General features: G+C 54.1%; 23 protein-coding genes and 1 tRNA gene. 11 read left to right on the top strand and 13 right to left on the bottom strand.

Annotation, left to right across the window (positions count from 1 at the left end):
• Nucleotides 1-178 precede the first annotated feature (178 nt).
• From BMX45_RS09610 to BMX45_RS09600, 3 genes are all read left to right on the top strand, one after another.
• The gene (locus BMX45_RS09610; RefSeq protein WP_090909456.1) at nt 179-1936 is read left to right on the top strand and encodes a DEAD/DEAH box helicase; all 1758 of its coding nucleotides are present in this window, start codon (nt 179-181) and stop codon (nt 1934-1936) included.
• 1 nt (nt 1937) lies between these two features.
• Nucleotides 1938-2900, top strand: a complete 963-nt coding sequence (locus BMX45_RS09605; protein WP_090909455.1) for a YqhG family protein — start codon at nt 1938-1940, stop codon at nt 2898-2900.
• Nucleotides 2901-3009: 109 nt separating this feature from the next.
• Nucleotides 3010-4161: a hypothetical protein gene (locus BMX45_RS09600; RefSeq protein ID WP_090909454.1), complete on the top strand. Its 1152-nt coding sequence runs from the start codon at nt 3010-3012 to the stop codon at nt 4159-4161.
• 290 nt (nt 4162-4451) lie between these two features.
• On the opposite strand, the gene BMX45_RS09595 is transcribed toward BMX45_RS09600, so the two are convergent.
• A complete protein-coding gene (locus BMX45_RS09595; RefSeq protein ID WP_090909453.1) occupies nt 4452-4643 on the bottom strand; it encodes a YqzE family protein in 192 nt (63 codons plus the stop codon).
• A 146-nt stretch (nt 4644-4789) separates the two neighbouring features.
• Here BMX45_RS09595 and BMX45_RS09590 point away from each other — a divergent pair, with 146 nt between their 5' ends.
• Nucleotides 4790-5593, top strand: coding sequence for an N-acetylmuramoyl-L-alanine amidase (locus BMX45_RS09590; protein WP_090909452.1), 804 nt, complete (start codon nt 4790-4792; stop codon nt 5591-5593).
• A 207-nt stretch (nt 5594-5800) separates the two neighbouring features.
• On the top strand, nt 5801-8041 hold the full coding sequence (locus BMX45_RS09585) for a methyl-accepting chemotaxis protein (RefSeq protein WP_090909451.1): 2241 nt from the start codon (nt 5801-5803) through the stop codon (nt 8039-8041).
• Nucleotides 8042-8215: 174 nt separating this feature from the next.
• Here BMX45_RS09585 and BMX45_RS09580 read toward each other — a convergent pair whose 3' ends face one another.
• Nucleotides 8216-9103: a divergent polysaccharide deacetylase family protein gene (locus tag BMX45_RS09580; RefSeq protein ID WP_090909450.1), complete on the bottom strand. Its 888-nt coding sequence runs from the start codon at nt 9101-9103 to the stop codon at nt 8216-8218.
• Between the two features lie 419 nt (nt 9104-9522).
• Nucleotides 9523-9606 (bottom strand) — tRNA-Leu (locus BMX45_RS09570).
• Nucleotides 9607-9784: 178 nt separating this feature from the next.
• On the opposite strand from BMX45_RS09570, the gene BMX45_RS09565 reads away from it, so the two are divergent.
• On the top strand, nt 9785-10204 hold the full coding sequence (locus tag BMX45_RS09565; RefSeq protein WP_090909448.1) for a YhjD family protein: 420 nt from the start codon (nt 9785-9787) through the stop codon (nt 10202-10204).
• Nucleotides 10205-10287: 83 nt separating this feature from the next.
• On the opposite strand, the gene BMX45_RS09560 is transcribed toward BMX45_RS09565, so the two are convergent.
• The 4 genes from BMX45_RS09560 to BMX45_RS09545 all read right to left on the bottom strand — a co-directional run bounded on the left by BMX45_RS09560 (nt 10288) and on the right by BMX45_RS09545 (nt 12134).
• Entirely contained in the window at nt 10288-10617 is a 330-nt protein-coding gene (locus BMX45_RS09560) for a carboxymuconolactone decarboxylase family protein (RefSeq protein WP_090909447.1), read from the bottom strand.
• Between the two features lie 69 nt (nt 10618-10686).
• On the bottom strand, nt 10687-10905 hold the full coding sequence (locus BMX45_RS09555) for a hypothetical protein (protein WP_090909446.1): 219 nt from the start codon (nt 10903-10905) through the stop codon (nt 10687-10689).
• A gap of 118 nt (nt 10906-11023) precedes the next feature.
• A complete protein-coding gene (locus BMX45_RS09550; RefSeq protein WP_090909445.1) occupies nt 11024-11353 on the bottom strand; it encodes a hypothetical protein in 330 nt (109 codons plus the stop codon).
• A gap of 211 nt (nt 11354-11564) precedes the next feature.
• Nucleotides 11565-12134, bottom strand: coding sequence for a xanthine phosphoribosyltransferase (locus BMX45_RS09545; protein ID WP_090909444.1), 570 nt, complete (start codon nt 12132-12134; stop codon nt 11565-11567).
• A gap of 252 nt (nt 12135-12386) precedes the next feature.
• On the opposite strand from BMX45_RS09545, the gene BMX45_RS09540 reads away from it, so the two are divergent.
• Complete coding sequence (locus BMX45_RS09540) at nt 12387-13433, top strand: YkvI family membrane protein (protein WP_090909443.1); 1047 nt, start codon at nt 12387-12389, stop codon at nt 13431-13433.
• Nucleotides 13434-13479: 46 nt separating this feature from the next.
• Here the strand turns inward: BMX45_RS09540 and BMX45_RS09535 are convergent, their stop codons facing one another.
• Genes BMX45_RS09535 through BMX45_RS09525 form a run of 3 tightly spaced genes read right to left on the bottom strand, consistent with a single transcriptional unit; the run spans nt 13480 to nt 19142 of the window.
• On the bottom strand, nt 13480-16677 hold the full coding sequence (locus tag BMX45_RS09535) for an AAA family ATPase (RefSeq protein WP_254778003.1): 3198 nt from the start codon (nt 16675-16677) through the stop codon (nt 13480-13482).
• Nucleotides 16678-16688: 11 nt separating this feature from the next.
• A complete protein-coding gene (locus BMX45_RS09530; protein ID WP_090909441.1) occupies nt 16689-17996 on the bottom strand; it encodes a metallophosphoesterase family protein in 1308 nt (435 codons plus the stop codon).
• A gap of 9 nt (nt 17997-18005) precedes the next feature.
• The gene (locus BMX45_RS09525) at nt 18006-19142 is read right to left on the bottom strand and encodes a glycosyltransferase family 4 protein (protein WP_090909440.1); all 1137 of its coding nucleotides are present in this window, start codon (nt 19140-19142) and stop codon (nt 18006-18008) included.
• 109 nt (nt 19143-19251) lie between these two features.
• On the opposite strand from BMX45_RS09525, the gene BMX45_RS09520 reads away from it, so the two are divergent.
• Together BMX45_RS09520 and BMX45_RS09515 are read left to right on the top strand one after the other, a co-directional pair.
• On the top strand, nt 19252-20415 hold the full coding sequence (locus BMX45_RS09520; RefSeq protein ID WP_015736666.1) for a GGDEF domain-containing protein: 1164 nt from the start codon (nt 19252-19254) through the stop codon (nt 20413-20415).
• 197 nt (nt 20416-20612) lie between these two features.
• Nucleotides 20613-22001: an RsmB/NOP family class I SAM-dependent RNA methyltransferase gene (locus BMX45_RS09515; protein WP_090909439.1), complete on the top strand. Its 1389-nt coding sequence runs from the start codon at nt 20613-20615 to the stop codon at nt 21999-22001.
• A gap of 196 nt (nt 22002-22197) precedes the next feature.
• Here the strand turns inward: BMX45_RS09515 and BMX45_RS09510 are convergent, their stop codons facing one another.
• The 3 genes from BMX45_RS09510 to BMX45_RS09500 are packed head-to-tail and all read right to left on the bottom strand — an operon-like array spanning nt 22198 to nt 25388.
• A complete protein-coding gene (locus BMX45_RS09510; RefSeq protein ID WP_090909438.1) occupies nt 22198-22998 on the bottom strand; it encodes a Cof-type HAD-IIB family hydrolase in 801 nt (266 codons plus the stop codon).
• Between the two features lie 30 nt (nt 22999-23028).
• A complete protein-coding gene (locus tag BMX45_RS09505) occupies nt 23029-23790 on the bottom strand; it encodes a pseudouridine synthase (RefSeq protein ID WP_090909437.1) in 762 nt (253 codons plus the stop codon).
• Nucleotides 23787-25388 carry an RsmB/NOP family class I SAM-dependent RNA methyltransferase gene (locus BMX45_RS09500; protein WP_090909436.1) on the bottom strand — a complete coding sequence of 534 codons (1602 nt, stop codon included), beginning with the start codon at nt 25386-25388 and terminating at the stop codon, nt 23787-23789. Before BMX45_RS09500 ends, BMX45_RS09505 begins: the two co-directional genes overlap by 4 nt.
• 160 nt (nt 25389-25548) lie before the next feature.
• Between BMX45_RS09500 and BMX45_RS09495 the strand changes: the two genes are divergently transcribed.
• The gene (locus BMX45_RS09495; protein ID WP_009594843.1) at nt 25549-26076 is read left to right on the top strand and encodes a thioredoxin family protein; all 528 of its coding nucleotides are present in this window, start codon (nt 25549-25551) and stop codon (nt 26074-26076) included.
• Nucleotides 26073-26528, top strand: a complete 456-nt coding sequence (locus BMX45_RS09490; protein ID WP_090909435.1) for a PCYCGC motif-containing (lipo)protein — start codon at nt 26073-26075, stop codon at nt 26526-26528. Before BMX45_RS09495 ends, BMX45_RS09490 begins: the two co-directional genes overlap by 4 nt.
• Nucleotides 26529-26555 lie beyond the last annotated feature (27 nt).

Below are 26555 nucleotides of genomic sequence, written 5' to 3'. Positions count from 1 at the left end.
CTCTTTTTCGCTGATCCCTATGAAAAAAAGGAATGAAAATCCCCAATTCCAGCAGCTGTGCGCTCTATAGGGTATTCCGCGGCTCCCGAATCCGTGCAAGGTTATGAAGACTTCTTTTTTCGTCCATACTACATATACACCGCTGGCCCGGAATCTTTCATCACAGGAGGAGATCGACATGAACCAACAGCCATCTGCCGACTCAGGCAAGATTATCGACCCGCGCCTTCCCGTTCCATTGCAGATCGACCGTTCTTGGTTTGACGATCTCTCTGGCCGACTGGACAAAGGAGGCCCTTGGGGTGACTATCGTCTGGCCCAGCTTGCCGTTGAGGGCGAGAAATCGCGCCTCGTTACAAGCTTTGAAGAACTGCAGTGCCTCAAGCACCTTGGCGGTTTATCCCCGCTCCCCCATCAGACCGATACCGCAAGACGCGTTTTGTTCGAGATGTCGGGCAGAGCCATTCTGGCGGATGAGGTGGGACTTGGCAAGACGATTGAAGCCGGTCTTATTTTAAAAGAATACATCGTGCGCGGACTGGTATCCAAAGTGCTGATTCTCGTACCTGCTTCCCTGGTGCTGCAATGGGTTCGCGAGCTGAACTCCAAGTTCGGCATTCCCGCGGTCGCGCAGAAAAAAGCGTACTCCTGGGGCAATGACATCGTTGTCGCCTCCATGGATACGGCCAAGCGCGATCCGCATCAGGAGCTTCTGCTGAACCAGGAATACGACATGCTCATCATCGATGAAGCGCACAAGCTCAAGAACAAGAAAACATCCAATTATCAATTCATCCAAAAGCTGCGCAAAAAATACTGTCTCCTGCTCACCGCCACGCCGGTGCAGAACGATCTCAGCGAGCTCTTCAATCTCATCACGCTGCTGAAACCGGGCCAGCTTGGCGGCCAGGGACAGTTTGCCGCTAATTTTGTCGTGGACAAACGAAGACCGAAGAACCAGGACCAGCTCAAGGATGAGCTGTCCAAGGTCATGATCCGCAACCGCCGGGGCGAGGGCGAAGTGAAGTTCACGAAGCGGTCCGTCCGCAACGTGGGACTCAGCCTTTCGCCTGAAGAACAGTCATTATACGACGGCGTTACGTCCTTCGTCAAAGATCAGTATCAGGCAGCTGGGGGAAATTTAAGCAGTATGCTGTCGCTCGTCACCCTGCAGCGGGAAGTATGCAGCAGCCGGGATGCCGTCTTCGTGACCCTTGTTAATCTGTCCAAGAAGCTGCCGGAGGACTCTCCGCTGCGCGATAAAATTTGGGAGCTGGTCTATCTCATCAAGGCCATCAAAGCAAACACCAAGGCGGAAAAAGCCATCGAGCTCATTCAGCAAATGAACGAGAAGGTCATCGTGTTCACGGAATATCGGGCCACGCAGGAATACTTGCTCAATTATTTCCGCGATCACGGGCTGATCTCCGTCCCGTACCGGGGGGGCATGAACCGCGGCAAGAAGGACTGGATGATGGATCTTTTCCGCGGCAAGGCGCAGGTCATGATCGCGACGGAAGCCGGCGGCGAAGGCATCAACCTGCAATTCTGCCACCATATGATCAACTTTGACCTGCCCTGGAATCCGATGCGGGTCGAGCAGCGGATCGGACGCGTGCATCGTCTCGGCCAAACCAATGACGTGAAGATCTACAACCTGTCGACTTCGGGAACCATCGAGGAGCATATTCTGAACCTGCTGCACGAGAAGATCAACATGTTCGAGATGGTCATCGGCGGGCTAGACGTTATCCTGGAGCGCTTCGAGAAGAAGGAATCGATCGAGAAGAGCCTGTACAAAATCATGCTGGAGTCCGGCAATGATGATGAAATCCGCCAGCGCATCAGCACATTGGGCGACTCCATTCACCATATCAAGCAGGACATCGAGCTGGAAAGCACGGCCGAAGAAACTCTCAGAGAGGAAGAAGCCTAATATGACCATGACGCCGCAGGAGGTGCAGCAGCACTTCATGGCCTATTTGGAAGCCACCGAATGCACCGTCATCGAAAAATCGCCCGAGCATGTCACCGTGAAATTGTCGCCGCAGGCCGACAAAATGCTCACCAACCGCCCCTATTACTGGGGGTTCGTGGAACGTACCGGGGCTCCCGCCGAAACGCTGTCGTTCAACTTCGTGTTTGATCCGGAAAAATACGACGAACGGCTCGCCAAGGCCGAAGAAGCCAAAGCCAAAACTCAGCTCAACGCACCTGTGCAGGATCCGCTGCTGGCGCGCTATTACGGGAACGCCCCGGTGCTGCCGATCTTGGGGCCAGGCCGCATTCAGCGGGAGAATATCGGTTACGGCAGCAGCCGGCTCGCCCAGATTTGGAATGCTTCCCGCGAAGAGGGCAAATGCGTGTATCTGTTCCAGCAGCGGGATTCCGAACCGCGTCCCAGGGGCCGTTCCACGCCTTATGAGCAGTGGCTGGGCGTCTGTTTCAAGGTGGAGTTCAGCTGCGATCTGAAGCGGGAGGAATTATTTTTTCTCGGAATCTCGCTGTCCAGCCGCGCGATCACCGAAGATTTCCCCGCCATTCTGCATGGGCGCGAATTGACTCCACGCCTGCCGGAGAGCGTTCACGTCAGACCGGCGGCTCTTACCCTAGATCAGGCCGTAGCTGCCCTGGAGAATCATCTGATCAACAAGCTGAGCAAGCTGGATTACGATTGGGCGGCGAAGGCTAAGGAACGCCTCGAAGATGAACTCATGGTCATCGACGGCTACTACGAGGATTTGCTCAAAGAGCAGGACGAAGAGAAAAAGGCGCAAATCGAGGAGCAGTACAAGAACCGCCGGTCGGAAATGCAGTGGCAGTACGAGCCGAAAGTGAGCCTGTCCGCCATAACCTGCGGTCTGTTTCATCTGTGCTCGCCCGCGGGCGCGTCTTCATGACGCCTCTCTACAAAAGCAGGCAAAAAAAGAACCATTCTCCCTTCCCCTGCCGCGACAGCTTGCAACAGCCTTTGCAGAGCTTGTCCGATATGATGATTCCATCACATCCATGGCGCGTAAGGGCCAAGGAAAGGCGGTTAGCGATTTGAAGCTGTGGAACATGGAACCCCATTACCGGGATGACAAGGACAATATGCGCAAACCTAAATCAATCGGCAACAAACGCTTTATCCAATATCGAAGGTGGTCTGCCTCCGTCATCGTAACGGCCCTCCTGTGGTTCAGCACGATCCACCCGCAGGCAGGCATGGCTGCGGCTCGTGAAGCAGGCAACCCCACTCCAGCGAGCACCGTCTTTGCGGCAAACTCTCTGCCTGCAGTCCAACCTGCATCCAGCCTCGCTCACAGCATTACCCACGCTCAAGTGCCGGAAAGTTTGGTAGACTTTACAGAACAGACCGTGGATCAACTGTCGGTGCATGTGCCATTTACTGGCTGGGACGGGGCAGAGCTGGAATTCACCCCACTAGGTCCGGGCACGCACGGCTGGCTGGTCACGATTTCCGATCAGGGACTGCCTCAGGGCTACATGATTATCAGCGCAGGAGAAGACGGTGGATATATCTTGAGCGAATACGGGATCGGCTCCACCCTTCCCTACAGTCAAGCACTGCTGAATGAACGGCTTGCGGCCGAGGGACTTCTGAAGGCTGGCGGATCTTTGCCGAAGGGAAGCAGCGTGCGCAAACTGTATGACATATCCCCTGTTTGGCAGGTTCAGCTGCCGGGCAAGAAACCGGTTTATATCAGTGCACTGAATAGCGAAGTTCTTCCCGATGAATTCAAGCATACAACGAAGGCGGTCAAGCCGGTATCGGCTTCAATGCCGGCGGCAAGCAAGGGATTGGTGGCTTCATCCGCTCGCTGGATTGCCGGAGCGCCAACTATTGCAGCCGGCGATTCCCGGGATCCTTACGATAATCTGCTGTGGTTGACCTCAAGCAATCTAACGGCCCACAGCAGTGCCGATCTGCGTAATCTACTGCAGGATCATTCCAGCCTGATCTTCAAGTCCAAAAAAAGCAACGCCGCTTACGGAGCTCCTTTTACCTTAAACGGGTGGCATCGGTGGTCGACTGAGGTTCAGAGGCATCCGGATGCACTCTATGTGTCGGTTCCATTGCGGGACACGGATACCCTCCGCTTCCTGCCGGCATCCCGCTTGATCGGACAAGGCCAGTTCTATGCCCAACCCAAATGACGCGAAAGCGAAAGTAAATAGGATAACAAGTCCGTCATTCATGCGAAACAAACCATAAGGTCTCATTTATTCAGCTCCCATGACGGACAAAAGGACGCGGCCCCTTTTTCAGGGCCCGCGTCCTTCGTTGTTTTACGTCTTTTATTCAGTGCGTGCTTCCGTACTTCCAAGCGTCAACTGCCAGCCAATACAATGCAAAAACATGCTCAAGTCTGGCCGCTCTCTCCAGAGGGTTCTTGTGTCCAATCGCTGGCTCCATTAAGGAAACAAACAGCAAATAAGCAACGGCTTTAGTTTCGCCTTTTTTTGCGCTTGGAGGATACGTCGTCTTTCCACAGCGACATGGAGAACGGAATCATGCCAAACCACCTAGTGGTCCAGGATTCCTTCACCTTCGCCTTGCGCCGAATTTCCCTAGGTGTATCTATATAGTTAACCACGCGTTCGGTTATATATTTGATCAATTCATCTCCGCTTGCCATACGAATCAACTCCTTATGGTTTATCCATCCCAGTATCAGTGTGCTCCATTCCGGCCGATTCTAGACTCCTGTTTAACGGCATGATTTTTCCGTCTAATGCACATTCTAATAAAGCCGAAATTTTTACGTGAAAGAAGGAATCCATCATGATTAAGTCAGCAGGGGTATGTTTGCTTCTCTTGACGCTGGTACTCCCCGGTTCTGTCACGGAAGCAAGCCCAGCGAAGAAGCAAGACCTAAAGCTCCCAGCTCGAGCCGTTCATCCGAATGTGATGCCGGCAGCCCAGCTTATGTCCGAAACGCCGGAATCAACCCATTCCTCTGGACGGGAAATCGACCAATCACAACTTAGACACCTCCACCCATTTGCACATGATGTCGTGCTGATCGATGTGGGCCATGGCGGAATCGACGGCGGAACGTCGTATGGGGACATTCTCGAAAAAGATATCAATCTGGCCATTTCACGCAGACTGTTCATGCTGCTACGCAAGGAAGGGTATCATGCCGTGCTGAATCGCGACGCCGATTACGCGCTAAGCGACGATAACCGCTGGCATCGAAGCTCCTCCAGGCATCTCCGCGATCTGTCGCAGCGCAAGCAGCTCAGCAGCGAAATCCCGACCAAGCTGGTGGTCAGCGTTCACGTGAATTGGGGGAAAAAGGCCTCCAGGCGAGGGGGGATTGTTCTTCACCAATCCGAGGGGCGCAGCACCCTGCTCGCGGAAACCATTCAGGAACAGTTAAATTTGGTATATCACAGCAACAATGGCATCATGTTAGGCAAGCCTTATTATCTGCTCAATCAAACTCAAGTACCTGCCGTCATCGTAGAAACCGGCTTCCTCAGCAATATCGAGGACAGGGAATTGTTGACCAGCCGGAACGGCCAAATGATGATTGCCGAAGCCATTGCTGACGGGATTATAAGTTATTTAACAGCTCTTTAAATAGGAGCTGTTTTTTTATTGGGTGTCTGGCTACAGAATCTTGATTCCAGGCCTTTAAACCCATATTTATGTCATAAAAACTAACATCAATATGAAAAAAGCATCATTTTTTTCAAAATTTTTAGTCAAATTTCCCGAAAATTATGCTAGTATATCTAACATATACTTGAAGATAGATGAATCGAATGGGAATTGGGGGAGATCGCTATGTTTGACTGGCTTGGGTATCGCCAAGGACTTCCGCTTTGGATTTCATGGCGTCTGAATCGTAAATTGAAGGAAGACATCGAAGACATATTCGAAGGCATTGCCGAGACGCGCAAAGAGCTGCTGTTCTCCTGGAGCCATGAATATTGGGGGCATCTGGACCGACTGAAGGAGCAGTTGAACAAGGACAAGCCCCATGGTTCAACAGTCGGCGGCAAGCATCCTCATCCCTTCTCTACAAGTGCCCCGTTGAACCAGGAGCAGCTCTTCTCCGCTTTGTATTCGCGCGCTGCCGATTTCACGGAATTATTCTTGCTGAACCCTTCGGGTGAGGTCACGCACTCTACATACGCTTCGCATGTTGGAACCCGCTACAGCAAGAGCAGTCCATTGGGGCACGCAATCATTCATCTCGCCGGCTCGGATACCGGCAAATTGCTCTTCGGGCCGTATGCGGATTCCGTCACGTTCACTATCGGTCCCCGCTCCTCTGCTTTTCACGACAAAATGACGCTGCTGTTCATGAATGCCATTTACGTGAACGATACGTTCGCTGGTATCCTTTGCGGCCGGGTGCCAAACGACGTGATCGGGGATTTAATTCAGAGGGAATCCGGCCACGTCTATCCCGATTCCGGCGACAACTATATATTCATGGCCAAGCCCGAGATGAATCGACATATTGCTCCGGGCACGGCCCTTTCCAGAAGCCGGTTTGAAGACCGGACCTTCACGCACGGCGAGAACCTGAAGGACGGCATCACGACAGACTGGGGGACCGTATCGGTTCACGAACATACGGAGCTGGAGCTGATGTTCACCGACCCGGCAACGGGTCAGCTTCATCCAGGCGTAGCCAACACCATCGCAAACGGAAGCAATCTGTTCGTGGACTTCCCCGGTTATTCCGATTACCGCCACATTCCGGTGATCGGCAAAGGCGTGACGTTCCGCCTGCCCCATTGTCCGGATGTTTGGGGGATGATGTGCGAAGGGGATCTCGAAGAGGTTTACCGGATTCGCGGCATCCGCTTCAGACATGCCAAACTCCATGGCTTGTCTACCCTTGTCTCGAGCCTCCTGACGGCAGTCATTGTTTTTATTACGGCTGTTTATTTATCTCCTGCATTGGCAGCCACGGCCGGAGGGTTAACCTGCTTGGTCACCGGCCTTCTCACCTCTTCCCTGGTCGGCCGTAAAGAAATCGGGCGAATCGCGGATCGTCTACGCAGCCTCAACCGCTTCATCCGCATGAATGCCGAAGGCAGCGGAGATCTGACGCAGCGGCTGGACCCCCGCCAATTCGATCAGGATGAAACGCGCGAATTAGCCAAATGGATCAACAATATGATCGATTCGCTGGAAAGCATCATGATGCAGGTGAAGTTAACGGCAGGCGATGTATCCTCCAGCCAACAGGTAATGAACGACACCACCGCCGTCACCGTTATTTCCGCACAGCGTGTAAGCAGCAACATTAGCGAGATGATCCGCAGCATGCGCAGCCAGCTGCAGGATATCGATGCCGTTAAGGACAGCGCGGAACGGATGCGGGAGACGCTCCGCCAGCTGGAACGCCAAGCGAATGAGCAGATTGATGTGGCAAAGAACGAAGTCGTCCGGATCGGAGATAAGATGTCTCATATTTCTGCAAAAGTCGAGGAAACGAATCAGACCATTCGCACGTTCATGGGAACTGTTCAGGAAGTTACAAGCGTGCTGCACGCGATCGAACAAATATCCTCCCAAACCCATTTGCTGGCTCTGAATGCTTCCATTGAAGCCGCACGGGTTGGAGAACACGGACAAGGTTTTTCCGTCGTTGCAACCGAAATCCGCAAGCTGTCCGAACTGACCAGACAGTCCACGGAAGAGGTCCACCGGATTATCGGCCATATCTATCAGGACGCCCAGCACGCCGTGCTATCGATGAAGGAAGGGACCCGGGTCGTGGAAGAAGGAAACCTGCTGGTTTCCGCGGCTTCCGAGCTGCTTGCCGCCGCAGCCGAAGACGATCTGCGCAAGCATCAGGCCGTGGATGAAGTGGTTCAGCTGATGGAGAAAATCGCTTCGGTCAGCAAGGAGAACCGAAAGATTTCCAAGGATGTGGAGAGCAAAGTGCAGGAGCTGTCGCAGGAAATTGAAAGCGTAAGGTACACCTCCGGCAATGTCGAAGCCATAGCGAAATCGATGCAGCAGTTAGTAGGTCAATTCAAACTCACCGATGCCCGCATCCGGTAAAACAGCGAAATGCAACATATATACAGCCTTCCAAGCATGAATCTCGGAATCACCGGGACTCTTGCGCGGAAGGCCGTTCTTTTTATACTTATACCCGGTCTCGGATGATCTCAACGGTTGGACCTTCACTCGTTACTCCACGATTGCGCACCTGTTTCGGGAGCTCATGGAAATCTAATACGAGCCCAACGGATCAGGCCGCCAGCTCGAGCGCTCCCTGACGAGATCGCTGATCCCGACGAACTCCACCTTCTTTTGCAGTTCCGGGATCGCGCCTTTTAGCGCCTCTGCCGTCCGGATTCCATATACACCAACATGGCCGATTGCAATGCAGGAAGTTCTCTCCTCCGCATGCTTCGCCGCGGTCTGCAGCTGCTTGCTTACATGCTGTACGGTATGAACGTCATCCAGGAAGATATCGTTGGCGATGGAAGGCATTCCCCTCGATGCTGCCAGTTTGCCGACCACGCTGTAGTAATTCGTTTTGCTGTCGACGAAAAACAGTCCTCTCTCCCTACAGACGTCGAGCACGATGGACATGACCCGTTCATCCCCGGTAACCTTGGAGCCCATGTGATTATTAATCCCAACGGCATAAGGAACCGAATCAATTGCCTCTTCCATGCGTTTGCGAATTTCCTCATCGGTGAGCGAACTTAAGATAGCACCCGGTCCAAGCCAAGAAGACCGGCCCTGCTTAGGCTCCATGGGCATATGAATAATGACGTCATGCCCCTGACGGTGCGCGGCCTCGGCATCTTTCTTGCTCGTCGGCAAAAACGGCATAACGGCTACCGTGATTTTGACAGGCAGATTGAGCATCTCCTCGGTCCCTTTCTGATCATTGCCAAAATCATCGATAATGACGGCCAGCTTATTCGGCTTCTTTTCCTGGACGGATCTGCTGCGACCGGATTCTTCGTGCACGTTTTGGGGTTCTGGGTTTTGGTTGAACGAATCAGCTGCACTAACCACCCCCGCCCCGTAACCGATCTGTGCTCCGTTCGCGATCCCCCATACCATGCACAGCAAGACGACCGATATTCTATATCTTTTCCGCATTGTTACGCCCCTTTCCACTCATTCTCAGGATAGCCTTACCTATCCGTATTGTTTGAGAAAATCCATTCAAATATGTAAGTACAAGCATAAATGATTGTATTCGGCATGGACCGGCACAAGAGTTTTCTAAAGCGCCAGAAAATAGAAACAAACGCTTTCGCATCGCAGGAAAACGTCTTGTTCGCATTCCGATGGAACCCTCCGCTCCCGCAATCACCTGCAGCGCATTTCCGACGAATTGCAGAGAATTGCCGGCCACGGTAAGACCGTTGGGCTTTCTTATTCGTTGCAGCGCCGGGAGCTGCGCAGTACTTTCGGCCTGTGCCGCATTGACTATCGATTGCATCGCACTGTCCCAAGAATTCCAAAGCAAAAAAGCTCGTAAACTGCAAGAACAGTTTACGAGCTCTCTCATTAGATGCGGTCGAGAGGACTCGAACCTCCACGGGGGTAAGCCCACACGGACCTGAACCGTGCGCGTCTGCCAATTCCGCCACGACCGCATATATGTTGTTCACCTTTGAGCCAAGCTCTTATCAGCGGCGACAAGATATATAATATCACGCTAAATAAATCGAGTCAACACTTTTTTTGAACTTGATTAAAAACCTTGTTTTCGGTTAAAATAAGAACATAAGTTCCCATTCGATATCCATTTTCTATATAAAGGCGGTGATGTTGATGGCCATACAGGCTGTTACAACGGAAGAACGGGCGTTGATCAAGAGTTACCTGCTGCTGATGTTCATTCATAAGGTGTTTGAACGGGATTGCCGGATCATTCAGGAGAGCGGGGTTTTCAAAACTCCTCAATTGTACGTAGAGGTTGTGGGCAACGGCGCCAAACGTGCTGCAGTGCTTCTTCGCGAGGTGAAGCAGGAATTCACCAAGCGGGCGATCAAGGTATATGACATCGGTCAAAGCCAAGACGGGATTCAGGCACGATATGCTTGCCGGGGGTACATCGGATCGATGAACATTCTATGGCCATCCTTCCGTGAGGAGATGATGGATCGCATGCGAGCGTATCTCGGACTGGTTCCGCCCGAGAGCGATTCCTCCGAGCAAGCCCATCCTCCCGCCGCTGCTTTCGCGCGCTAACATCGCCGTTCCTTAAACGAAAGAATAACCGCCTCCCCGGCTGTACAAGCGTTGCGGGAGAGACGGTTATTTTTTATCACAGATCAATGAAGGTTATGCTGCACGCGGGTCAGTCCCTGCGAGAGAGCATGTCCCGCGCTGGCGGCAGACGCCACGGCTACGGCCTCCATGATCTGAGCATCCGAGGCTCCCTTGGCACGGGCTTCCTCCATATGGTAGAAGGTACACAGCTCATTGTTGGCAAACAATCCGATCCCGAGCGCGATCAGTTGCTTCGTTCTCGCATCCAGCTCGCCATCCTGAAAGCAAACGCCGGTGAACTGATGATACGCTTCTGCCATGTCCGGCATGCTCTGCTTCAAATTCAGAATTTCATTCTTGTATGCCGAGACCTTGTCATTGGACATTTCCATAACCAAAAGCACCTCTTCCCGTAAAAATAGTTCCGAGGTTAAGTTGTCCTACGAATTCGAGATCTATGCTTATTCTTCGACCGGGCTGACTCTTGGCTCTTTTTTGAGCTGGTAGCTGTAGCGCCGATCCAGTTTAACGACCCGCCGGTTTCTGCGGCGGATGATAACCTGCTCCGGGTCCCAGGCTACGACGAACCCTATAATATCATTGGTCTCCAGCCCATCCCGCACAACCCGGACCAGCTCGCCGGAGAGCCGCAGTTCATCGAGTCTTTCATCACTGATCATCGCCATTCCTCCTTCATCACTTACTGTGCAAAAAAAGACCTAAATGAGATCATTTAGGTCTTTTGAATGCGTTGCGATATCGATAAACACCCCGATTAAGAGATGTTCTATATACCCATTAACGCTGAGCCGGCTCGATGCTATCATTCTTCTCGTACCAATAATCCAGCACGGTGGAAGACATGACGCGCTTCTCGATATATTCGACCTGCTGAGGCGTAAACTGGTCCTTCCATTCGAAGGAAACCTCCTCGCACAATCCGGCAATCGTCAGCAGTTCTGACCAGGCAACATAGCGTTTGTACCAGAAGAACTGAGGATGTTCAATCATATAGGGATATAGATCATCAAACTCCGTATGTTTACAATCCAAAGCACGTTCAAAATGTACCTTCGCTTCATTCAGCTTCTCAATCAAAAACGGCTCGGTTACAGGTTGTTTCCCCATGTTGCTGCCTCCTCTCTCTTGCCTACCTCTTTATTATAAGCGAAAATCACGGAGGCGAAAAGATTTAGTTGAGATTTTAGGCGGAAATCGCATTATCATTTACTTCAATTTACCATTTTTTCTCTTCGTTTAGAGTAGGGTACAACCGTTCATGACCTAAGACCCAGCCCGTGACAATCGGTCGAAGACAAGCCTAAGGAGACCCTAAGTTTTAGCTGAACGAAATCTTCCCATCCTCAAGCGACGATATGGTGACAAGCGATTCCACGTGAACATGCTGTTCGCGCAGCGTTCTCGCCCCGGCTTGGAAGCTCTTTTCGATCACGACGCCAAGCCCGATTAATTCCGCCCCGGCCCGATCAATGATTTTGATCAGCCCTCTCGCGGCGTCCCCGTTTGCAATAATGTCATCGATGAAGAGCACTTTATCGCCCTCGCCGATAAACTGGCGCGACACCATGATATCCGTGACAATGCCTTTGGTGAAAGACGGCACCCGCTCGCATAAGGCGTCTGGATCGGCGAGCAGCGTTTTTTTGCGACGGGCGAATACCATGGGGACTCCCAATTCAAGCGCTGCGGCAAAGGCAACCGATATGCCCGAAGATTCCAGCGTAACGACCTTGGTCACGCCGCTCTCTTTAAATCTCGCAGCAAATTCCCGGCCCATATCCATAATCAATGCCGGATCAACCTGATGCGTCAGCAGGGCATCCAGCTTCAGCACCTGATCCGACAACACGACGCCTTCTTTAACAATCCGCTCCTTTAACCAATCCATCCCAAAGACCTCCCATGATTCCTTTGTCGTAAAAGTAACATATTCCTCCCTATACGGCAAGTACAAACGGATGCTCCGTCATTTAACTTGCTAGTTCCCGTCATAATTCCTGACATAGCTTTCCGCTGTTTGGCGCTATGCCTCCAAATCCCCTCCAGTAGCAGGCCTTGGACAGGTAGAAGTCATGTCCCGGCTCAGCCAAGCATACCTTGTACTATGCAGAACGATTAACTTTCAAGGGGGACGCGAGGCTTGCGTAATTTTATACGTGTTTTACAGATCGCCTTTACATATATCGGAACCGTCGTTGGCGCGGGCTTTGCTACCGGCCGTGAAATCCTTCAATTCTTTACCCAGTACGGCCACTGGGCTACACTGACCATTGTGCTTACGACGGGATTATTCATCTGGCTCGGCACGAAAATCATGACGATATCGAGGCGGATCGGAGCCAAATCCTTTGAGGATTTGAACAAATTCCTGTTTGGCGAGAAAGCCGGCGTCTGGATCAGCCTCTTCATGTTTGTCATTCTGCTCGGGGTGAACAGCATCATGCTTGCCGGTGCCGGTTCCGTGTTTGTGGAGCACCTGAATTTGAGTTATCAGACCGGATTGTTTGTCACGATGATCGGGACTTTTTTTATTCTCAGAAAAGGCATCCAGTCCATCATGACGATGAACAGTCTCGTCGTGCCCATGATGCTGACCTTATCGGTGGCGGTGATCTCTCAAACGCTTCAGTCCCCGGGCGCCACCCGTTTCTTAACCTTGACCACCGACCACAGCTTGCCTTCGGTTTGGCTTGCGCCGCTGCTCTACACCGCCTTTAACCTGGTGATGGCCATGCCGGTGCTGGTCCCGCTCGGCAGCCAGACCGAAAGCGCGCGAACCGTAACCTGGGGGGGCATCATTGGAGGGACGGGCGTAGGGTTTATGCTGATGGCGGCGCATTTTGCGATGTCCGCCTATATGCCCGGCATAAGCCAGTACGAGATTCCGATGGGCAGCATCGCCAACCAGCTGGGCTGGTTTGTACAGATCATCTATCTCATCCTGATCTTCCTTGAAATTTTCAGCACCTTCGTTGCCAATATTTACGGCATCACCCTGCAGGTTCAGCAGCGAACCTCGCTCTCCCCGAGAGTGATCACCCTTGGCATCATGGTGTTCTGTTATTTCTTCAGCCAGTTCGGCTTCAGCTCCCTGCTCTCTCTGCTCTATCCGATGTTCGGGGGATTGTGCCTGCTCTGGGTGCTCCGGCTGACTTTATTCGGAACACCTGAAATCAGGGGGAAATAAAAGGGCTCTCCCAAAGGTCGTAACGCCTCCTTTGGGGAGCCCTATCTTATGGCTGCATCGGAATGAGCCGTGCATCCGGTATGAGTTCCATCGTCTGCTCGGCGACATGTCGATGACACGTCATCATGACAACCTGCCGGTTACGGGACAGTTCCGAGATAGCCCCGAGCGCATGCCGCAGCCGATCGCCGTCAAAATTAACGAACAGATCATCAAGCAGCAGCGGCAGACCCGCCGCATGCGGCATCGATTGGATCAACCCGAGCCGCATGGCCAAATATAGCTGCTCCGCCGTTCCCCGGCTCAATCGGCTGCTCTCCACCAGCTCACCCGTCGGGCGTTCAGCCAACAGGCTCTGGTCTCCCAAGCGCATCACAACCCTGCTGTACACACCGCCGGTCAGCATCGAGAAGAACCGGGAAGCCAGCTGCAGCACCTGCGGTTGTTTCTCTTCCTCGTATATCCTCCTCGTTCGTTTGATAAACTCGGAGGCCATCGAACGCACCGCATATTGGGACACGATTTCCCGCAGGGCGGATCGATGCTCCTCCAGTTGCTGCAGGGCCGAATCCTGATTGCCCGCCGATTCCAGCGACTCCCTCTCCTGAAGCAGCCGCCCGCGCCGTTCCTGCAGCTCGTCCCTTAGGCTGTGCGCGGCCGATGCGGCCTCCTCCTTCTCGACGCACTGAGCTTCGAGCTCGGCAGCGTCGGTGAGCTCAAGCAGCTGCACCAGCCGCCTGCGGCCCGTTTCATCCCATCCGCTGAACATGGTAATTTCATGATGGCGAATCGTTCGGACAAGCTCCTCCCTGCGCTTGGCGGCAGCTCCCATGCGAAGAAAGGTCTCCTCGTCCGCCGATCGGGACGATGCGAGTAATGCCGCTTTGCGCTGCCGCAGCCCTTCCCGCTCCTCTTCCATCGCTGCCGCCTCTTTGCGCAGCTCCTGGATGCGCTCGGATAGCACTTTACGCTGCCTGGAATCCTCTTGGTACGCCTTCCATCGGGAATGGATGCCGCTAAGCTCAGCCACGCCCGGATTTCGGTTGCCGTCAGGGTCGGCTTCGGGATCCGCCGCAAGGATCTCATGGCATTGGACGATATAATCCTCGGCCTCTCTTAACAGGACATCCATTTTCAGACCAAGCGATTTTTGCTGCCGGATCAGCTCCTGGCCCTGCTCAACCTTCACGAATACATCCAGCATCACGTCAGGCGACAGACTCTGCGGGAGTGACCGGGACACCAGCCAGGACTCCCACTGCCGTTCCAGCTCCAAATACCGCTTCTCTTCCTGCTCGATGGCGCTATGGATCGTTTTTAATTCGGCCTCCTGCAGGGCAGACTTCTCCTCAGCCGCCGCACAATCTGACGTCAATCGATCGAGCCGCTGCCGCCAGGCTTGCCAGCCCTCCATCACGGACCGAAGCTCGCGCATTCTCGCCTCCACCATGAGGGGGTCACGAGTCAAAACAGCGTTTCGATCCCTTCGGCTGCCCGGAATGGAGCTCCCTGTTGCCGCGGCATAGGGAGCGGAGACCAGACTGGAGTATAGATGGTCCACATGTTCCGTTCCCTGCCCGTCCAGCATGGAAGTGCCTTCCGAAGCTTCATCCTGAATCTCGCGCCCGCGTTGAGCGCTCCAGTATATATATCCCATCCCAAGCAGCATCACGATGCCCGAGACCACGGCGGCTTCCGCGGCTCCCGTCCATAACAACACGGCAGCAAGGAGCAGCGTCATGACCGCCATGCCCGAGAGCAGCCTTGCATACACCCGGGGGAGGCGTCCTTTCCCCGGCCGGCCTGTCGAAACAGAGACGGGCCCGGCACCGGACAGTCTGCGCTCGCGCCAACGTTCAATTTCCAGCTGCAGCTGATTCCACAGCGCAGCCGTCTCCTGCGGCGCAGCAGGCTTAATCATCGCAAAGGCCTCCCGGCCCCGCTCCGACTCCTCGCGCAGCTGCCGCCTTGCTTCCCGCAGCGCCGATTCGGCTGCAGCCGCCGAGCGCTGGGCCCCGCGCTGTTCAATGAACAGCGCCTCCATCCGGCGATCGTATCCGGCAAAGGCAGCACCGATCCGCCTTACCTCCTCACGGTCTGAGGCGGACACCGGCAACGACAGCAGCTCTTGCCGGGTCCATGCCGGATCGATATCCCGGAGCAGTTGCTCCAGCCGGTTTTCCTGAGCTTTATATTCGGCCGTAAGCTCGGCAAGCTCGCGGTTCCCGGCTTCATGTAGACTTCGTTTTGCCCACAGCTCCTCCATCCGCCCACCGTATTGTTCCAAGAAATCGTTAACGGGTAGAGCCTCCAGCTTATCCTCCGCATCCTCGATCGCCTGCTCAACGCGGATGGACTGGGCAAGAAGGACCCGCTCTTCCTCCAGCATCTTTTCATAACGGGGCATTCCATCCGGGGGAAAATGGCTGCTGTCCATCAGATCCTTCAATTCCACCCCGGCCTCTTGCCATTCCAGCCAAGCCGGACGGATGTCCAGCGCTTTGCGAAGCAGCGATAAATCCTCGCCAGTCCTGGCACGTTCCTGTTCCAGCAAGTTTAAACGGCGCTCTATTTCCAGAATGGAGCTTACGACCTCGTTATAGCGGGATACGTAAGCCCGGCTGTCTGCGACCCGGGTTCTTAAATCCTCGATGGATTGCAGCAGCTTGGCGGTCTGCTGTACCTTCCCGCGAGGCTTATACAGCTTATCCATCTCTTGGGACAGCTTGCGTTCGGCCTCCAGGATGTTGGCTCCGCCGCCGATCCCGGCATGGAACAGGTAGCCGCTCATCTCGGCGGACTGCAGACTGCGGATTTCCTGCAGTTCGCTTAACGAGATGGCAAACAGCTGGCGAAACATGTCCCTGGACACACCGCCCAAGGCGTATTGTTCCAGCTCCTGCTGCCCGAGCTCAATCACGAGCCCGTTATCCCCTTGTTTATGAATATGTACACGTTCGCCCTTGCCGGAGGCGGCATTCCCTTCCCTGGACCGGTTATAGCGCCGGACTACCCAGGGTATCCCCTCCTTATCAAGAAAACGCAGCTCGCCTCCGTGAACGCCTTCACCGGAGGGCTCTCCGCGCTCCGCCGGCGAGCCCTTGCCCGGAAACCCGTAGAGCATGGCGCTGATAAAATGCAGGACGGTGCTCTTCCCCGCTTCATTCGGTCCATACAGCACGGTTACAGGGGCATCGATGGAAATGCTCATGTCCCGGACGGCTCCGAAACCTTGTATGTTCATCCGTTCCAGCCTCATCTTCCGGCACCTTCCTCTCGCGAACGGTCTCGCAGCAATAACCCTAAGGTCAGTTCCTCCGCCCTGCGAACCCAATCCAGCATTTCCTCCGGACTCGTCTCATCAAGCAACGAGCGGATCTCCGCATGTTCCATAAGAGGCTCCAAACCCTTGGCAACAACCCCTTCCGAATCATGAATTCGTTCCTGCTCCTTCCGGATAAGACGAAGCAAATCCCCCGTAAAGCTGTCTTCCGCCAACAGCCTCTCCGTATCGATCGCATCCCCGGATTGAAGCGAGAAGCTCTCGATCCAGACGCAGCCCCGATAGCCGCATGTCTTGCCCTTTGCGGCCTCTCTTCTCCGCAGATCGGTCAGCAGCTCGTCCAGCACGTATCCGCCCTCTAGCTGACGATGAACCGGACTTCGTCCCGTGATCCGAACGCGGATCATGCTTAGCCGATCCGTGTTCGCTCTGGCTGTTTCGGTGAGGATGGACTCCAGGGAGTGTCGCCATTCGTCGACATCCCGGCAAGCATCGATAGGCGCTTCAACGATGTTCCATCGCATCGAATCGAGCGCATGGAAGCTAAGCTTCGTGTTGAAGCTGCCATCCACATCGACGACATAACACCCCTTCGGGCCCGTCTCCCGGACATGGCGTCCCTGGATATTGCCCGGGTATACGATATAAGGAGATTCCTGCAGGGTGCGGCGGGAGTGGATATGCCCGAGCGCCCAGTAGTGGAATCCGGCCTGAACCAGCTCCCTTTTCGTACAGGGAGCATAGGTTTCGTGCTGGGGATCTCCGTCCACGTTCGCATGCAGAAGTCCGATATGATAGAGCCCCGGTGTAGGAGCAGGATAGCGGATCGCAATATTATCCGTGACCTTCGAGGTCGGATACGACATGCCGGCGATGACCGCCACTTCTTGATGGTCCGAACGGCGAACAGCCGTTGCGGCTGCAGGCTCCGCCCCAAACACATGGACATGGGAGGGAAGCGTCATGGACAGCTTCGTGCTGTCGAGCGGATCATGATTGCCGTGGATCACATAAACCGCGATCCCTTCCCGCCCCAAGCGGTTGAGGGAATCCAGGAAGCGAAGCTGGGCCCGCAGCGAAATGTTGGAGCTGTCGTAGACGTCTCCGCTGATGACGATAAAATCAACCTGCTCCCCGATGGCGAGCTGCACAAGCCGCTCCAGCGCACGGAAGGTCGATTCCTGAACGAATGACCGCAGATCCTCATCGAGTCCGCTGATTCCGATGAACGGACTGTCCAGATGCAAATCCGCAGCGTGAATAAATCGAAAAGAAGCCATAACTGATCCCTAACTCTCTATCTGGGGTTGAAATTTCAAATACATTTTTTTAAGTTCGTTCACCGATCTGGACAAGGAGTATTGGTTCTTTGCCTTATCCGAAGCGGTCCGGGCCAGCTCGTAACGATAGAGCGGATCGCTGATAACCTTCTCGAGCGCCACGCTGAGCGCCATCGGATCTTCAGGCGGTACAAGCAAACCGTTGACCCCGTCCTCAATCTGCTCGGCGATGCCGCCGACGTCGGTCCCTACCAGGGCGAGACAGCTGAGCGCCGCTTCCGCGAACACCGATCCGAACGCCTCTGCTCTCGAAGGCAGGACAAAGATGTCAAAGAACGGCATGAACTCCTCCGGATGCAGCGTATAGCCGTAAAAAATCGTCTCCTGGTAGATATCCAGCGTTTTGGCCATCTCCTCGAGCTCCTGGCGGGAAGGTCCGTCGCCGATAATATGAAGGACGTAATCATATCCCTTCCGTTTCAGTTCCGCGCAGGCCTGGAGCAGAATATCCAATCCTTTTGCAGGCACCAGACGGCATACCGTAATCAGCTGAGGCACCGCATTTTCATGGGGAACGGGCTTGAATCTCTTATCATCGAATCCGTTATGGATGACGCCGATCGATTCGGGCGTGTTCACGTAGGGAGACATATACGCCTTGAAGGAGTTCGACACGGTCAGCAGCCGGTCGCTGATATGCTCAAGTTCCTTGTACAAAGACACCAGGAACCGGTGTTCCAGCCCTCCCTCCTTGATTCTTCCGTTGAGGATCAGCTCGCGCTCGTAACTGGAGTGCACGGTTTGGATGAGCGGCACCTCGGGGAATACGGCTTTCATCGACATGCCTGCGATCGGATGATGACTATGGATAAGATCATAAGGCTTTTGAATGCGCAGACGGGTCCACCACAGATAATCCCGGTAGGTTTGAAGGTATTTGGCCACGATCGGGCTCCCTTCGAACTCTCTCCAATCAAACGTGTGGAATATCGGATCCTCCTGGCCTTTGTTGCGGATCCGCTTAGGCAGCCAGAACATCTCCATCTCCCACCGGGAGGAATGAAAGCGCTCCTGCAAATATGGAATCATGGACGAGACGCCGCCCGGCTGTTCAGGAGGGAAGAATAATGCCTGAAGAAGTTTCATGGGGAATCCCCCTTTCTCTAAATCTCTTTTCAGATTCTTTTTCGATATGATATATTAGAACATATGTTTCATGCAAAGGAAACCTATCCCTATTCAGGAGTGAATCGATTTGTCCTATGAATTGAACTACTGGTCCACTTCTCCACTACCCACCATATTTGCCGTGTGCGGAGCTTATATCGCTCTCATGATGCTGATCATGTGTCTCTTTATGTACAGCAAGCAACGCAAGAATGCTTACCTATATATGGCGGCAGCTTTCTTCTTCATTATGACATACGAGGGTCTGAACATCCATTCGGCATGGACGGGAAAACCTGTTTTCTCACCGGAGTCGGACGTTCTGCGTTTCATCCAGCTTTTTTCGTTCGTTCTGCTGAACATCTCGGTCGTCATGCTGTACCGCAAAATCAAAACCATGCATTATTGGCTTCCCTTGTTGTCGGCCGCACTGCTTATGCTTCCATTCATGCTTCCCTCATTCCTTCCATACACCCTAGACCCGATATGGCAAAGCATATATTTTGACGTGCTGCAGCTCGCTGCGCTCTACCTGGCCTACACCCAAGTAACCCCGAGGATCGGACAACCGATCAAATACGCGCTCGGGCTTGCCGTTTACGTCATCTGGACGATTCTGCAAGCGGTACATACCTATTCCGGCAGCCTGTCGCCTGCGCTTCAGGGACTGGCGCTCGCGCTGCCTGTGCTCTTTTACAGCATCGTGTTCTTCATTCTGTTCAGGCGCATCGTGGAGCTGATGCAGTCCATTTACCGGTCCGCCATTACGGACGGATTAACCGGGCTTTACAACCGCAGGCACTTTATGAAGCATTTGGACCATTACGCGGCGCAGGAGCTGAAGATATCCGCCATCTTCTGCGACATCGACAATTTCAAGAAGCTGAATGATACCCAGGGGCACGCCAGAGCCGATGAAGTGCTGAAGCAGGTCGCCGCCATCATGGAGGAAGAGCTTGAAGGCATCGGAATTACGGGCCGGTATGGCGGCGAGGAATTGGTCGCCTTGGTCGTTGACCGCAAAGCCAAACCCGCGCAGGTCGCCGAGAAGATCCGAGCCCGAGTGGCGAGCGAGAGCATCGTAACCATCAGCATCGGATACAGCGTGCTGCGCAAAGGCGTTCGGGGCGATGAACTGATGAAACAAGCGGACAAAGCCATGTATCATTCCAAGACGACCGGCAAAAACAAGGTATCCGATTACCGGTCCCTCAAAACCGCATCCACCGAACCAACGGAATCCGCCGGGTAACCCTGGTGCAGACTGCCCACGATATGAAAGGGCGGTCTTTTTTTTTTGCTTGACATTTCTTTACTCCCCCTGCGGCAACGTGATAAACTAATGACCGATTCCTTAGAGACAAAAGAAGATATTTTAGCTCTGAACAGGGATTAACTGCCTTAACGCAGCAACATGAACCTTATTTCTAAAGAAGGAGCTATTAACGAATGGGAAAGGAACTATTGCCTGTCGGTTTCGTCGCCAGCATAAACGAAATTCTTGGGGATGCCTCGTGTGACTTTTGGGACAGCTACGATTCGCCCCGCACCCATGGGCTGCGTCTTAACGGGCTGAAAGCGGCTCATGCCGCAGACAACGTCAAAAAACTCATCCGGGACTTCCGGCTGACGCCTGTGCCCTGGTGTGATACCGGATACTATTATGATGAGAGCGTTCGTCCAGGCAAGCATCCTTATCATGCCGCCGGACTATATTATATTCAGGAGCCCTCGGCAATGTCCGCGGTGGAACTGCTGAATCCTCAGCCCGGGGAGACCATCCTGGATCTCGCGGCCGCTCCCGGCGGCAAGACAAGCCATATCGCCTCGAACATGATGGGCCGGGGACTGCTCGTCTCCAACGAGATCCACCCCGAACGGGCGCGCATTCTGGCCGAGAACGTGGAACGTATGGGAATAACGAATACCGTCGTTACGAGTGCGGCACCGGATCAGCTATCCCGCCGTTTCGTTGCCTGCTTTGACCGGATCATGCTAGATGCGCCATGCTCCGGTGAAGGCATGTTTCGAAAGGATGCCGCTGCGATTGCCGAATGGTCGCCCGAACACGTGGATCTGTGTGTTGCGCGGCAGTGGGACATTGTCCAGGAGGCTTACCGGATGCTCAAGCCAGGCGGAACGTTGGCGTATTCCACCTGTACGTTCAACACGGCGGAAAATGAGGAAATGATCGAGCGCATGCTCTTGCAGTATCCCGACTTGGAGCTGCAGCAAATGAAGCGCTTGTGGCCACATTTGGAACGGGGCGAAGGGCATTTTGTTGCCATCTTGGTCAAGACGCCGGCGGCCGAGGCTTACAGCGACGATCAGGAAACCTTTACCAACAGCGGCAAGGCTCAGGCCAAATCAAACCGGGGCGGCAAACAGGTTCCTGCGCTTTCCGCCCTGGCCGACTTTCAAGACTGGGCGAAGCAGGACCTCCCCGGCTTTGAGCTTGGCGGCGGCACGCCGATATTGTTCGGCGAAGAATTATATTGGCTGCCGGTCAGCGAGAGCGTCCCTTGGCACGACAATCAGCTGAAGGGGCTGAAGATGCCGCGCGCCGGCCTTCATCTGGCCCATCTGAAGAAGAATCGGATCGAGCCGGCTCACGCCCTCGCCATGTCCTTGAATCCAGGCCAAGCTGCCAGAAGCTGGGACCTGCCTTCAGATTCTGCCGAAACGGCTGCTTATTTGCGGGGAGAGGTGCTCACCATTCCTTCCGAATATCGGGGCTGGACTTTGGTGACCACGGACGGGCTCCCCCTCGGCTGGGGCAAAGCCAGCGGCGGCCAGCTCAAGAATCACCTGCCCAAGGGCCTGCGCAATCCCAAGTAGCGCCCCTCTCTAACCCCCCTAAAGTGGCGAACGGTGAAAGACTGTCGTTACAGCGGATACGATTTTAAATTACATTCGGCCTACGATAAGGTCAATGGATCAAATTAGCAGACGATTGCGTGCTTGCTGATTCATTTCGTAAAAAGGGACTGTACTCTTCTGCACCAGCATGCAGGAGTACAGCCCCTTTTTCATTTTACGACAAGCAGTATTTCACCAGCGCCTCGTGTACGCCATCCTCGTTATTCGAAGCCGTTACCGCATTGGCGGCGGCCTTGACCTCTACCGGCGAATTATCCATCGCAATGCCCATGCCTGCGTAGGTGAACATCGTAATATCGTTGAAGTAATTGCCGATGGCCAGCACTTCGTCCGGCCGATAGCCTCTTTTGGCTGCCAGCTGCTTCAGCGCATTTCCCTTGGATGCTTGGCTGTGCATCAGGTCGATAAAGAACTCGCCGCTTCGCAGCATGTTGAAGGGCAGGGTCCACTTGCTCCAATCCGCATAAACGCGGTCGATATCGGCGGATTCGCCGAATACCGTGAATTTCACGACCGGGTCCGACAGCTCCTCCCATGACGGCAGGTTGCTTGGCAGCATCAAATAGTTTTCGTACATCGAACGTACCGGTCCGGCAAGTTCCTCCACCTGGTCCACGTACATCTCAAAGGCGGTATTCACGTCAAAATGCACCCCGTGCTCACGGCAATATTGCATGAAGGGTTCCAGCTGACCCGGGTCCATGCCGAACTGATGCACGATGTGATGGGTCTCCACTTCGACCGTTGCCGCGCCGTTATGACTGATGACATAACCGCCAAGACCCATGCTTTTCATGAAAGGAATCGAATTCAGCGGCCCTCTGCCCGTGCACAGCACGATCTCTACCCCTTGTTTTGCGGCTTCCATCACGGAATTCCTGGTCTTCTCCGTAATTTCATGATGATCATTCAGCAACGTTCCGTCTACGTCAAGCGCAACCAATTTGTATCCCATTCTCCATCCATCCTTTAAGTCTCTATTTCTCTATTCTGATCCGGCTCTTCCGATCAAAGCCAGTTCTTGCTCGGTCAGCTCCCGGTAAGTTCCGATCTCGAGATGTTCATCCAATCGAAGTTCGCCCATGCTGATTCTTTTGAGATACACGACTCTTTTGCCTACCGCCTCAAACATCCGCTTGACCTGATGAAATTTGCCTTCATGGATGGTCAGCGAGATGCGGGACAACTGGACCCCGTCCTCCCCTTCCTCATGGGAATGGATCGCCAGTTCTCCGGGCAAGGTTACGTAACCGTCATCCAATGTGACTCCTGCGGCAAACCGGCGCACATCCTCTTCGTCCACGCGGCCCTCTACGGTCGCTTCATAGGTCTTGGGAATATGCTTCCGTGGCGACAACAGCTCATGGGCCAATTTGCCGTCATTCGTAAGCAGCAGCAGTCCTTCCGTGTCTTTATCCAGCCTGCCCACCGGAAACGGCTCGAAGACCCGATATTCCGCATCCAGCAGATCCAGCACCGTACGATCGCGCAGATCCTCGGTTGCCGAGACGACGCCCGGAGGTTTATGCAGCATGAGATACACGTACTCCCGGTATTGAATGGTTTCCCCTTCAAACTCAATGATATCCGTGTAGGGATCCACATGTTTTCCCGGATCCTTCGTAACCGTTCCGTTGACGACGATGCTCCCCTGCTTCGCTTTTTTCTTTAATTCGGCCCTCGAGCCGAATCCCAGATTGGACAGCACCTTGTCCAATCTTTGCGTTGTCCTGCCTTTGCCACTCATACCGATGTCCACCTCCATCCTGCCGGATACTCGTTCTTTAACATGCCCGACTGCCATTTGCCCCAGCCGGCCGAATACCCGTCTATACACACTAACACATAACCCTTCGCTTCAGCACCCGACCGGCACATCACGCGTTCCTCCGGAATCGACAAGGTTTCCCCTTTCAAATACCGAACCGCTTCGCCGTCTTGGGAAGACAGGCTCACATGCCGGGCGGCCTCATCCGCTTGCAGCGCCGTGGCCAAAGGATGCCCTGGCACGAACCGTTCATTCTTCAGCTGTCCCATGTACCATCCGGGACGGATGGCCTTCAGCTGCTTCAGACGCTCCTCCGGCAGTGGAGATACGTACACATGGCTGCCGTAGACAACGGGATATCCCTGCAGCTTTACGTACAGCTCTTGGATAAAGGCCTGGAACGGGTCGAGCGAAATCGGATTGGACTGACGATCTCCTCCGCTTCGGCGGGATGCCTGCTGACGCGAAGCGCCGTTGCTGCCCCTCCCGAGTTTTCCCGGCCGCTCTTCCCGGAGAGCGGATTTCCCTTTACGCTCTCGGGTTGTGTCGGTCCGCGGGGAGACAGCAAGCGAACCGTGGCCCAGCCTGCCTGTCTGGATCCAAGGAGCTTGGTCTTTCTCGGCCTCCCGAAGGTCCAGCTCGCCTTCCCGCTGAAGCACGGCCATGAAATGCCCTTCGCCTCTGACCTTATGCGGCCATAATCGGGCGGTACCGGCAAGCTGTCCCAGCACATCGTCCTTCACGTTTCCTTGGCCCGCCATCCAGTCCGTTTCTCCCGGGGAAAAGAATTCCGAATGATCCACCGGAACCACGCGAAAATCCGGATGTTCGCTCAGAAACTCTGCCACCATCCCTTCATTCTCTTCCGGCGAGAAGGTGCAGGTGGAATACACGAGCCGGCCTCCCGGGCAGAGCATGGCTGCCGCCGATTTCAGGATGTCCCGCTGCATCTCCGCAAACTTGAGCGGAGACGATTCCTCCCAGTACTTCAGCATGGATTCGTCTTTGCGGAACATCCCTTCGCCGGAGCATGGAGCATCTATCAATATTTTCGTGAAAAATTCGGGAAAAGCCCCGGCAATCCGCTCCGGCTCTTCATTCAGCACCACGGCATTCCGCACGCCGTACATCTCCAAATTTTTGGCCAGCGCTTTGGTGCGGTCCGGATGCAGATCATTGCTGATCAGCATCCCCTGCCCCTTCAGCTTCGCCGCAATCTGCGTGGATTTGCCCCCGGGAGCGGCGCACAAATCCAGTACCCGGTCGCCCGGCGTAACATCAAGCAGCTCGACGGGAGCCATGGCGCTCGGCTCCTGGATATAATAAAGCCCTGCATGATAGTAAGGGTGCCGCCCCGGGCGCTCCCCCTCCTGAATATAGTAACCGGTTGGACACCAGGGGATGGGCGCAAGGGCAAAAGGGGATATTTCCAAGAAATCGGCCTTGCCGATCTTCAGCGTGTTCACCCGAATGCCGGCAAACGGGGGTTGTTCATAAGACTTCATAAAATTGTCATAGTTTTCGCCGAGCAGCGATTTCATCTTCGCCAGAAACGGCGAAGGCAGACGTAATGCCATACTAAGTACCTACCTGTTCTGTATCGTATCGGTTTGAAGTGTATGTTCGCACAGCCGAAGCGAACTTTCGCATGTTCCGCTGCGACTTTTAATATTGTATAATAAACTACATTAAAAAGGACAAGTCCTTGTTTATTATTACTCATTAGGGGGTGGATCCATGAACCGCAAAAAAAAGAATAAATACACCGCGTTATACGCCTTCGGGGGGGTCTTCGTACTGCTGGTTGCCGCACTCGTTTTCTTGAACGGTCAAGGCGAAGCAAGCGATTTATACGGCGGCAAGAAGGTCTCCAGCCTGAACCCGGCTACACAGGAGCTCCTTAATGATCCGAATTATCAGCAAATCGTTTTGCCGGATCAGCTGAAGAGCAAGGTCGACAACAAAGAGAACTTCTTCGTATACTTCTTTGCTTCCGATTGTCCGCACTGCCGGGCGACAACCCCGGAATTGATGCCATTGGCCGATGACGCCGGCATTACGATGCACCAGTACAATCTCCGCGAGTATCAGGAGGGCTGGAGAGAATACAACATCGAGTTCACCCCGACGCTCGTTTATTTCGAGAACGGCGTAGAGAAGGAACGCATGGTCGGCGGATTGAAACCGGAAGGTTCCAGCGAAGGCTACTCTATCGACGACTTCAAGCAATTCCTGGATAAATACAAAGGGAGCGTGACGAAATGAACCGCACCCGCGCCATTCTCTTTACCTTCGTCATATCGGGCATGCTGCTGACCGCATGCGGCGGCAAAGAATCCGCTGCAAGCCATCAGCACGGCGCCGCTTCCGAACGATACGAGACAACGGCCAGCCTGACGGTGATGCCGGAGTTTCTGTCCAATTATACCGACAATACGCAAGCAACCTATGCCACGGTCGGAGAACTTGAGGACATTATCAAGGAAATCAAATGCTACTGCGGCTGCATGGACGAGGAGACCGGCTATCACGATTCCCTTCACCGCTGCTTCATCGCCGAGAGCAAGGACGGCGAAGTCAAATGGACGGACCATGGTGCCCAGTGCGGCATCTGCCTGACCGAGCTGCAGGATGCCAAACGGCTCCATGACGAAGGAAAATCCGTTGAGGAAATCAAACAGTTCATCGATGACAAATATAAAGGCACCGAGTCCTGATCCATCGCATGATCATACAAAAAAAGA

Source organism: Paenibacillus sp. cl141a, from assembly GCF_900109305.1.
GTDB lineage: Bacteria > Bacillota > Bacilli > Paenibacillales > Paenibacillaceae > Paenibacillus_AQ > Paenibacillus_AQ lautus_A.
Note: the sequence above shows the minus strand (reverse complement) of the source record. Positions and strands in the feature narration are given on the sequence as shown.

Excerpts from the sequence above, each read along its gene's own strand:
- BMX45_RS09610 (WP_090909456.1), top strand. The coding sequence starts at position 179 with ATGAACCAACAGCCATCTGCCGACTCAGGCAAGATTATCGACCCGCGC.
- BMX45_RS09605 (WP_090909455.1), top strand. The coding sequence starts at position 1,938 with ATGACCATGACGCCGCAGGAGGTGCAGCAGCACTTCATGGCCTATTTG.
- BMX45_RS09600 (WP_090909454.1), top strand. The coding sequence starts at position 3,010 with ATGGCGCGTAAGGGCCAAGGAAAGGCGGTTAGCGATTTGAAGCTGTGG.
- BMX45_RS09595 (WP_090909453.1), bottom strand. The coding sequence starts at position 4,643 with ATGGCAAGCGGAGATGAATTGATCAAATATATAACCGAACGCGTGGTT.
- BMX45_RS09590 (WP_090909452.1), top strand. The coding sequence starts at position 4,790 with ATGATTAAGTCAGCAGGGGTATGTTTGCTTCTCTTGACGCTGGTACTC.
- BMX45_RS09585 (WP_090909451.1), top strand. The coding sequence starts at position 5,801 with ATGTTTGACTGGCTTGGGTATCGCCAAGGACTTCCGCTTTGGATTTCA.
- BMX45_RS09580 (WP_090909450.1), bottom strand. The coding sequence starts at position 9,103 with ATGCGGAAAAGATATAGAATATCGGTCGTCTTGCTGTGCATGGTATGG.
- BMX45_RS09565 (WP_090909448.1), top strand. The coding sequence starts at position 9,785 with ATGGCCATACAGGCTGTTACAACGGAAGAACGGGCGTTGATCAAGAGT.
- BMX45_RS09560 (WP_090909447.1), bottom strand. The coding sequence starts at position 10,617 with ATGGAAATGTCCAATGACAAGGTCTCGGCATACAAGAATGAAATTCTG.
- BMX45_RS09555 (WP_090909446.1), bottom strand. The coding sequence starts at position 10,905 with ATGATCAGTGATGAAAGACTCGATGAACTGCGGCTCTCCGGCGAGCTG.
- BMX45_RS09550 (WP_090909445.1), bottom strand. The coding sequence starts at position 11,353 with ATGGGGAAACAACCTGTAACCGAGCCGTTTTTGATTGAGAAGCTGAAT.
- BMX45_RS09545 (WP_090909444.1), bottom strand. The coding sequence starts at position 12,134 with ATGGATTGGTTAAAGGAGCGGATTGTTAAAGAAGGCGTCGTGTTGTCG.
- BMX45_RS09535 (WP_254778003.1), bottom strand. The coding sequence starts at position 16,677 with ATGAACATACAAGGTTTCGGAGCCGTCCGGGACATGAGCATTTCCATC.
- BMX45_RS09530 (WP_090909441.1), bottom strand. The coding sequence starts at position 17,996 with ATGGCTTCTTTTCGATTTATTCACGCTGCGGATTTGCATCTGGACAGT.
- BMX45_RS09525 (WP_090909440.1), bottom strand. The coding sequence starts at position 19,142 with ATGAAACTTCTTCAGGCATTATTCTTCCCTCCTGAACAGCCGGGCGGC.
- BMX45_RS09515 (WP_090909439.1), top strand. The coding sequence starts at position 20,613 with ATGGGAAAGGAACTATTGCCTGTCGGTTTCGTCGCCAGCATAAACGAA.
- BMX45_RS09510 (WP_090909438.1), bottom strand. The coding sequence starts at position 22,998 with ATGGGATACAAATTGGTTGCGCTTGACGTAGACGGAACGTTGCTGAAT.
- BMX45_RS09505 (WP_090909437.1), bottom strand. The coding sequence starts at position 23,790 with ATGAGTGGCAAAGGCAGGACAACGCAAAGATTGGACAAGGTGCTGTCC.
- BMX45_RS09500 (WP_090909436.1), bottom strand. The coding sequence starts at position 25,388 with ATGGCATTACGTCTGCCTTCGCCGTTTCTGGCGAAGATGAAATCGCTG.
- BMX45_RS09495 (WP_009594843.1), top strand. The coding sequence starts at position 25,549 with ATGAACCGCAAAAAAAAGAATAAATACACCGCGTTATACGCCTTCGGG.
- BMX45_RS09490 (WP_090909435.1), top strand. The coding sequence starts at position 26,073 with ATGAACCGCACCCGCGCCATTCTCTTTACCTTCGTCATATCGGGCATG.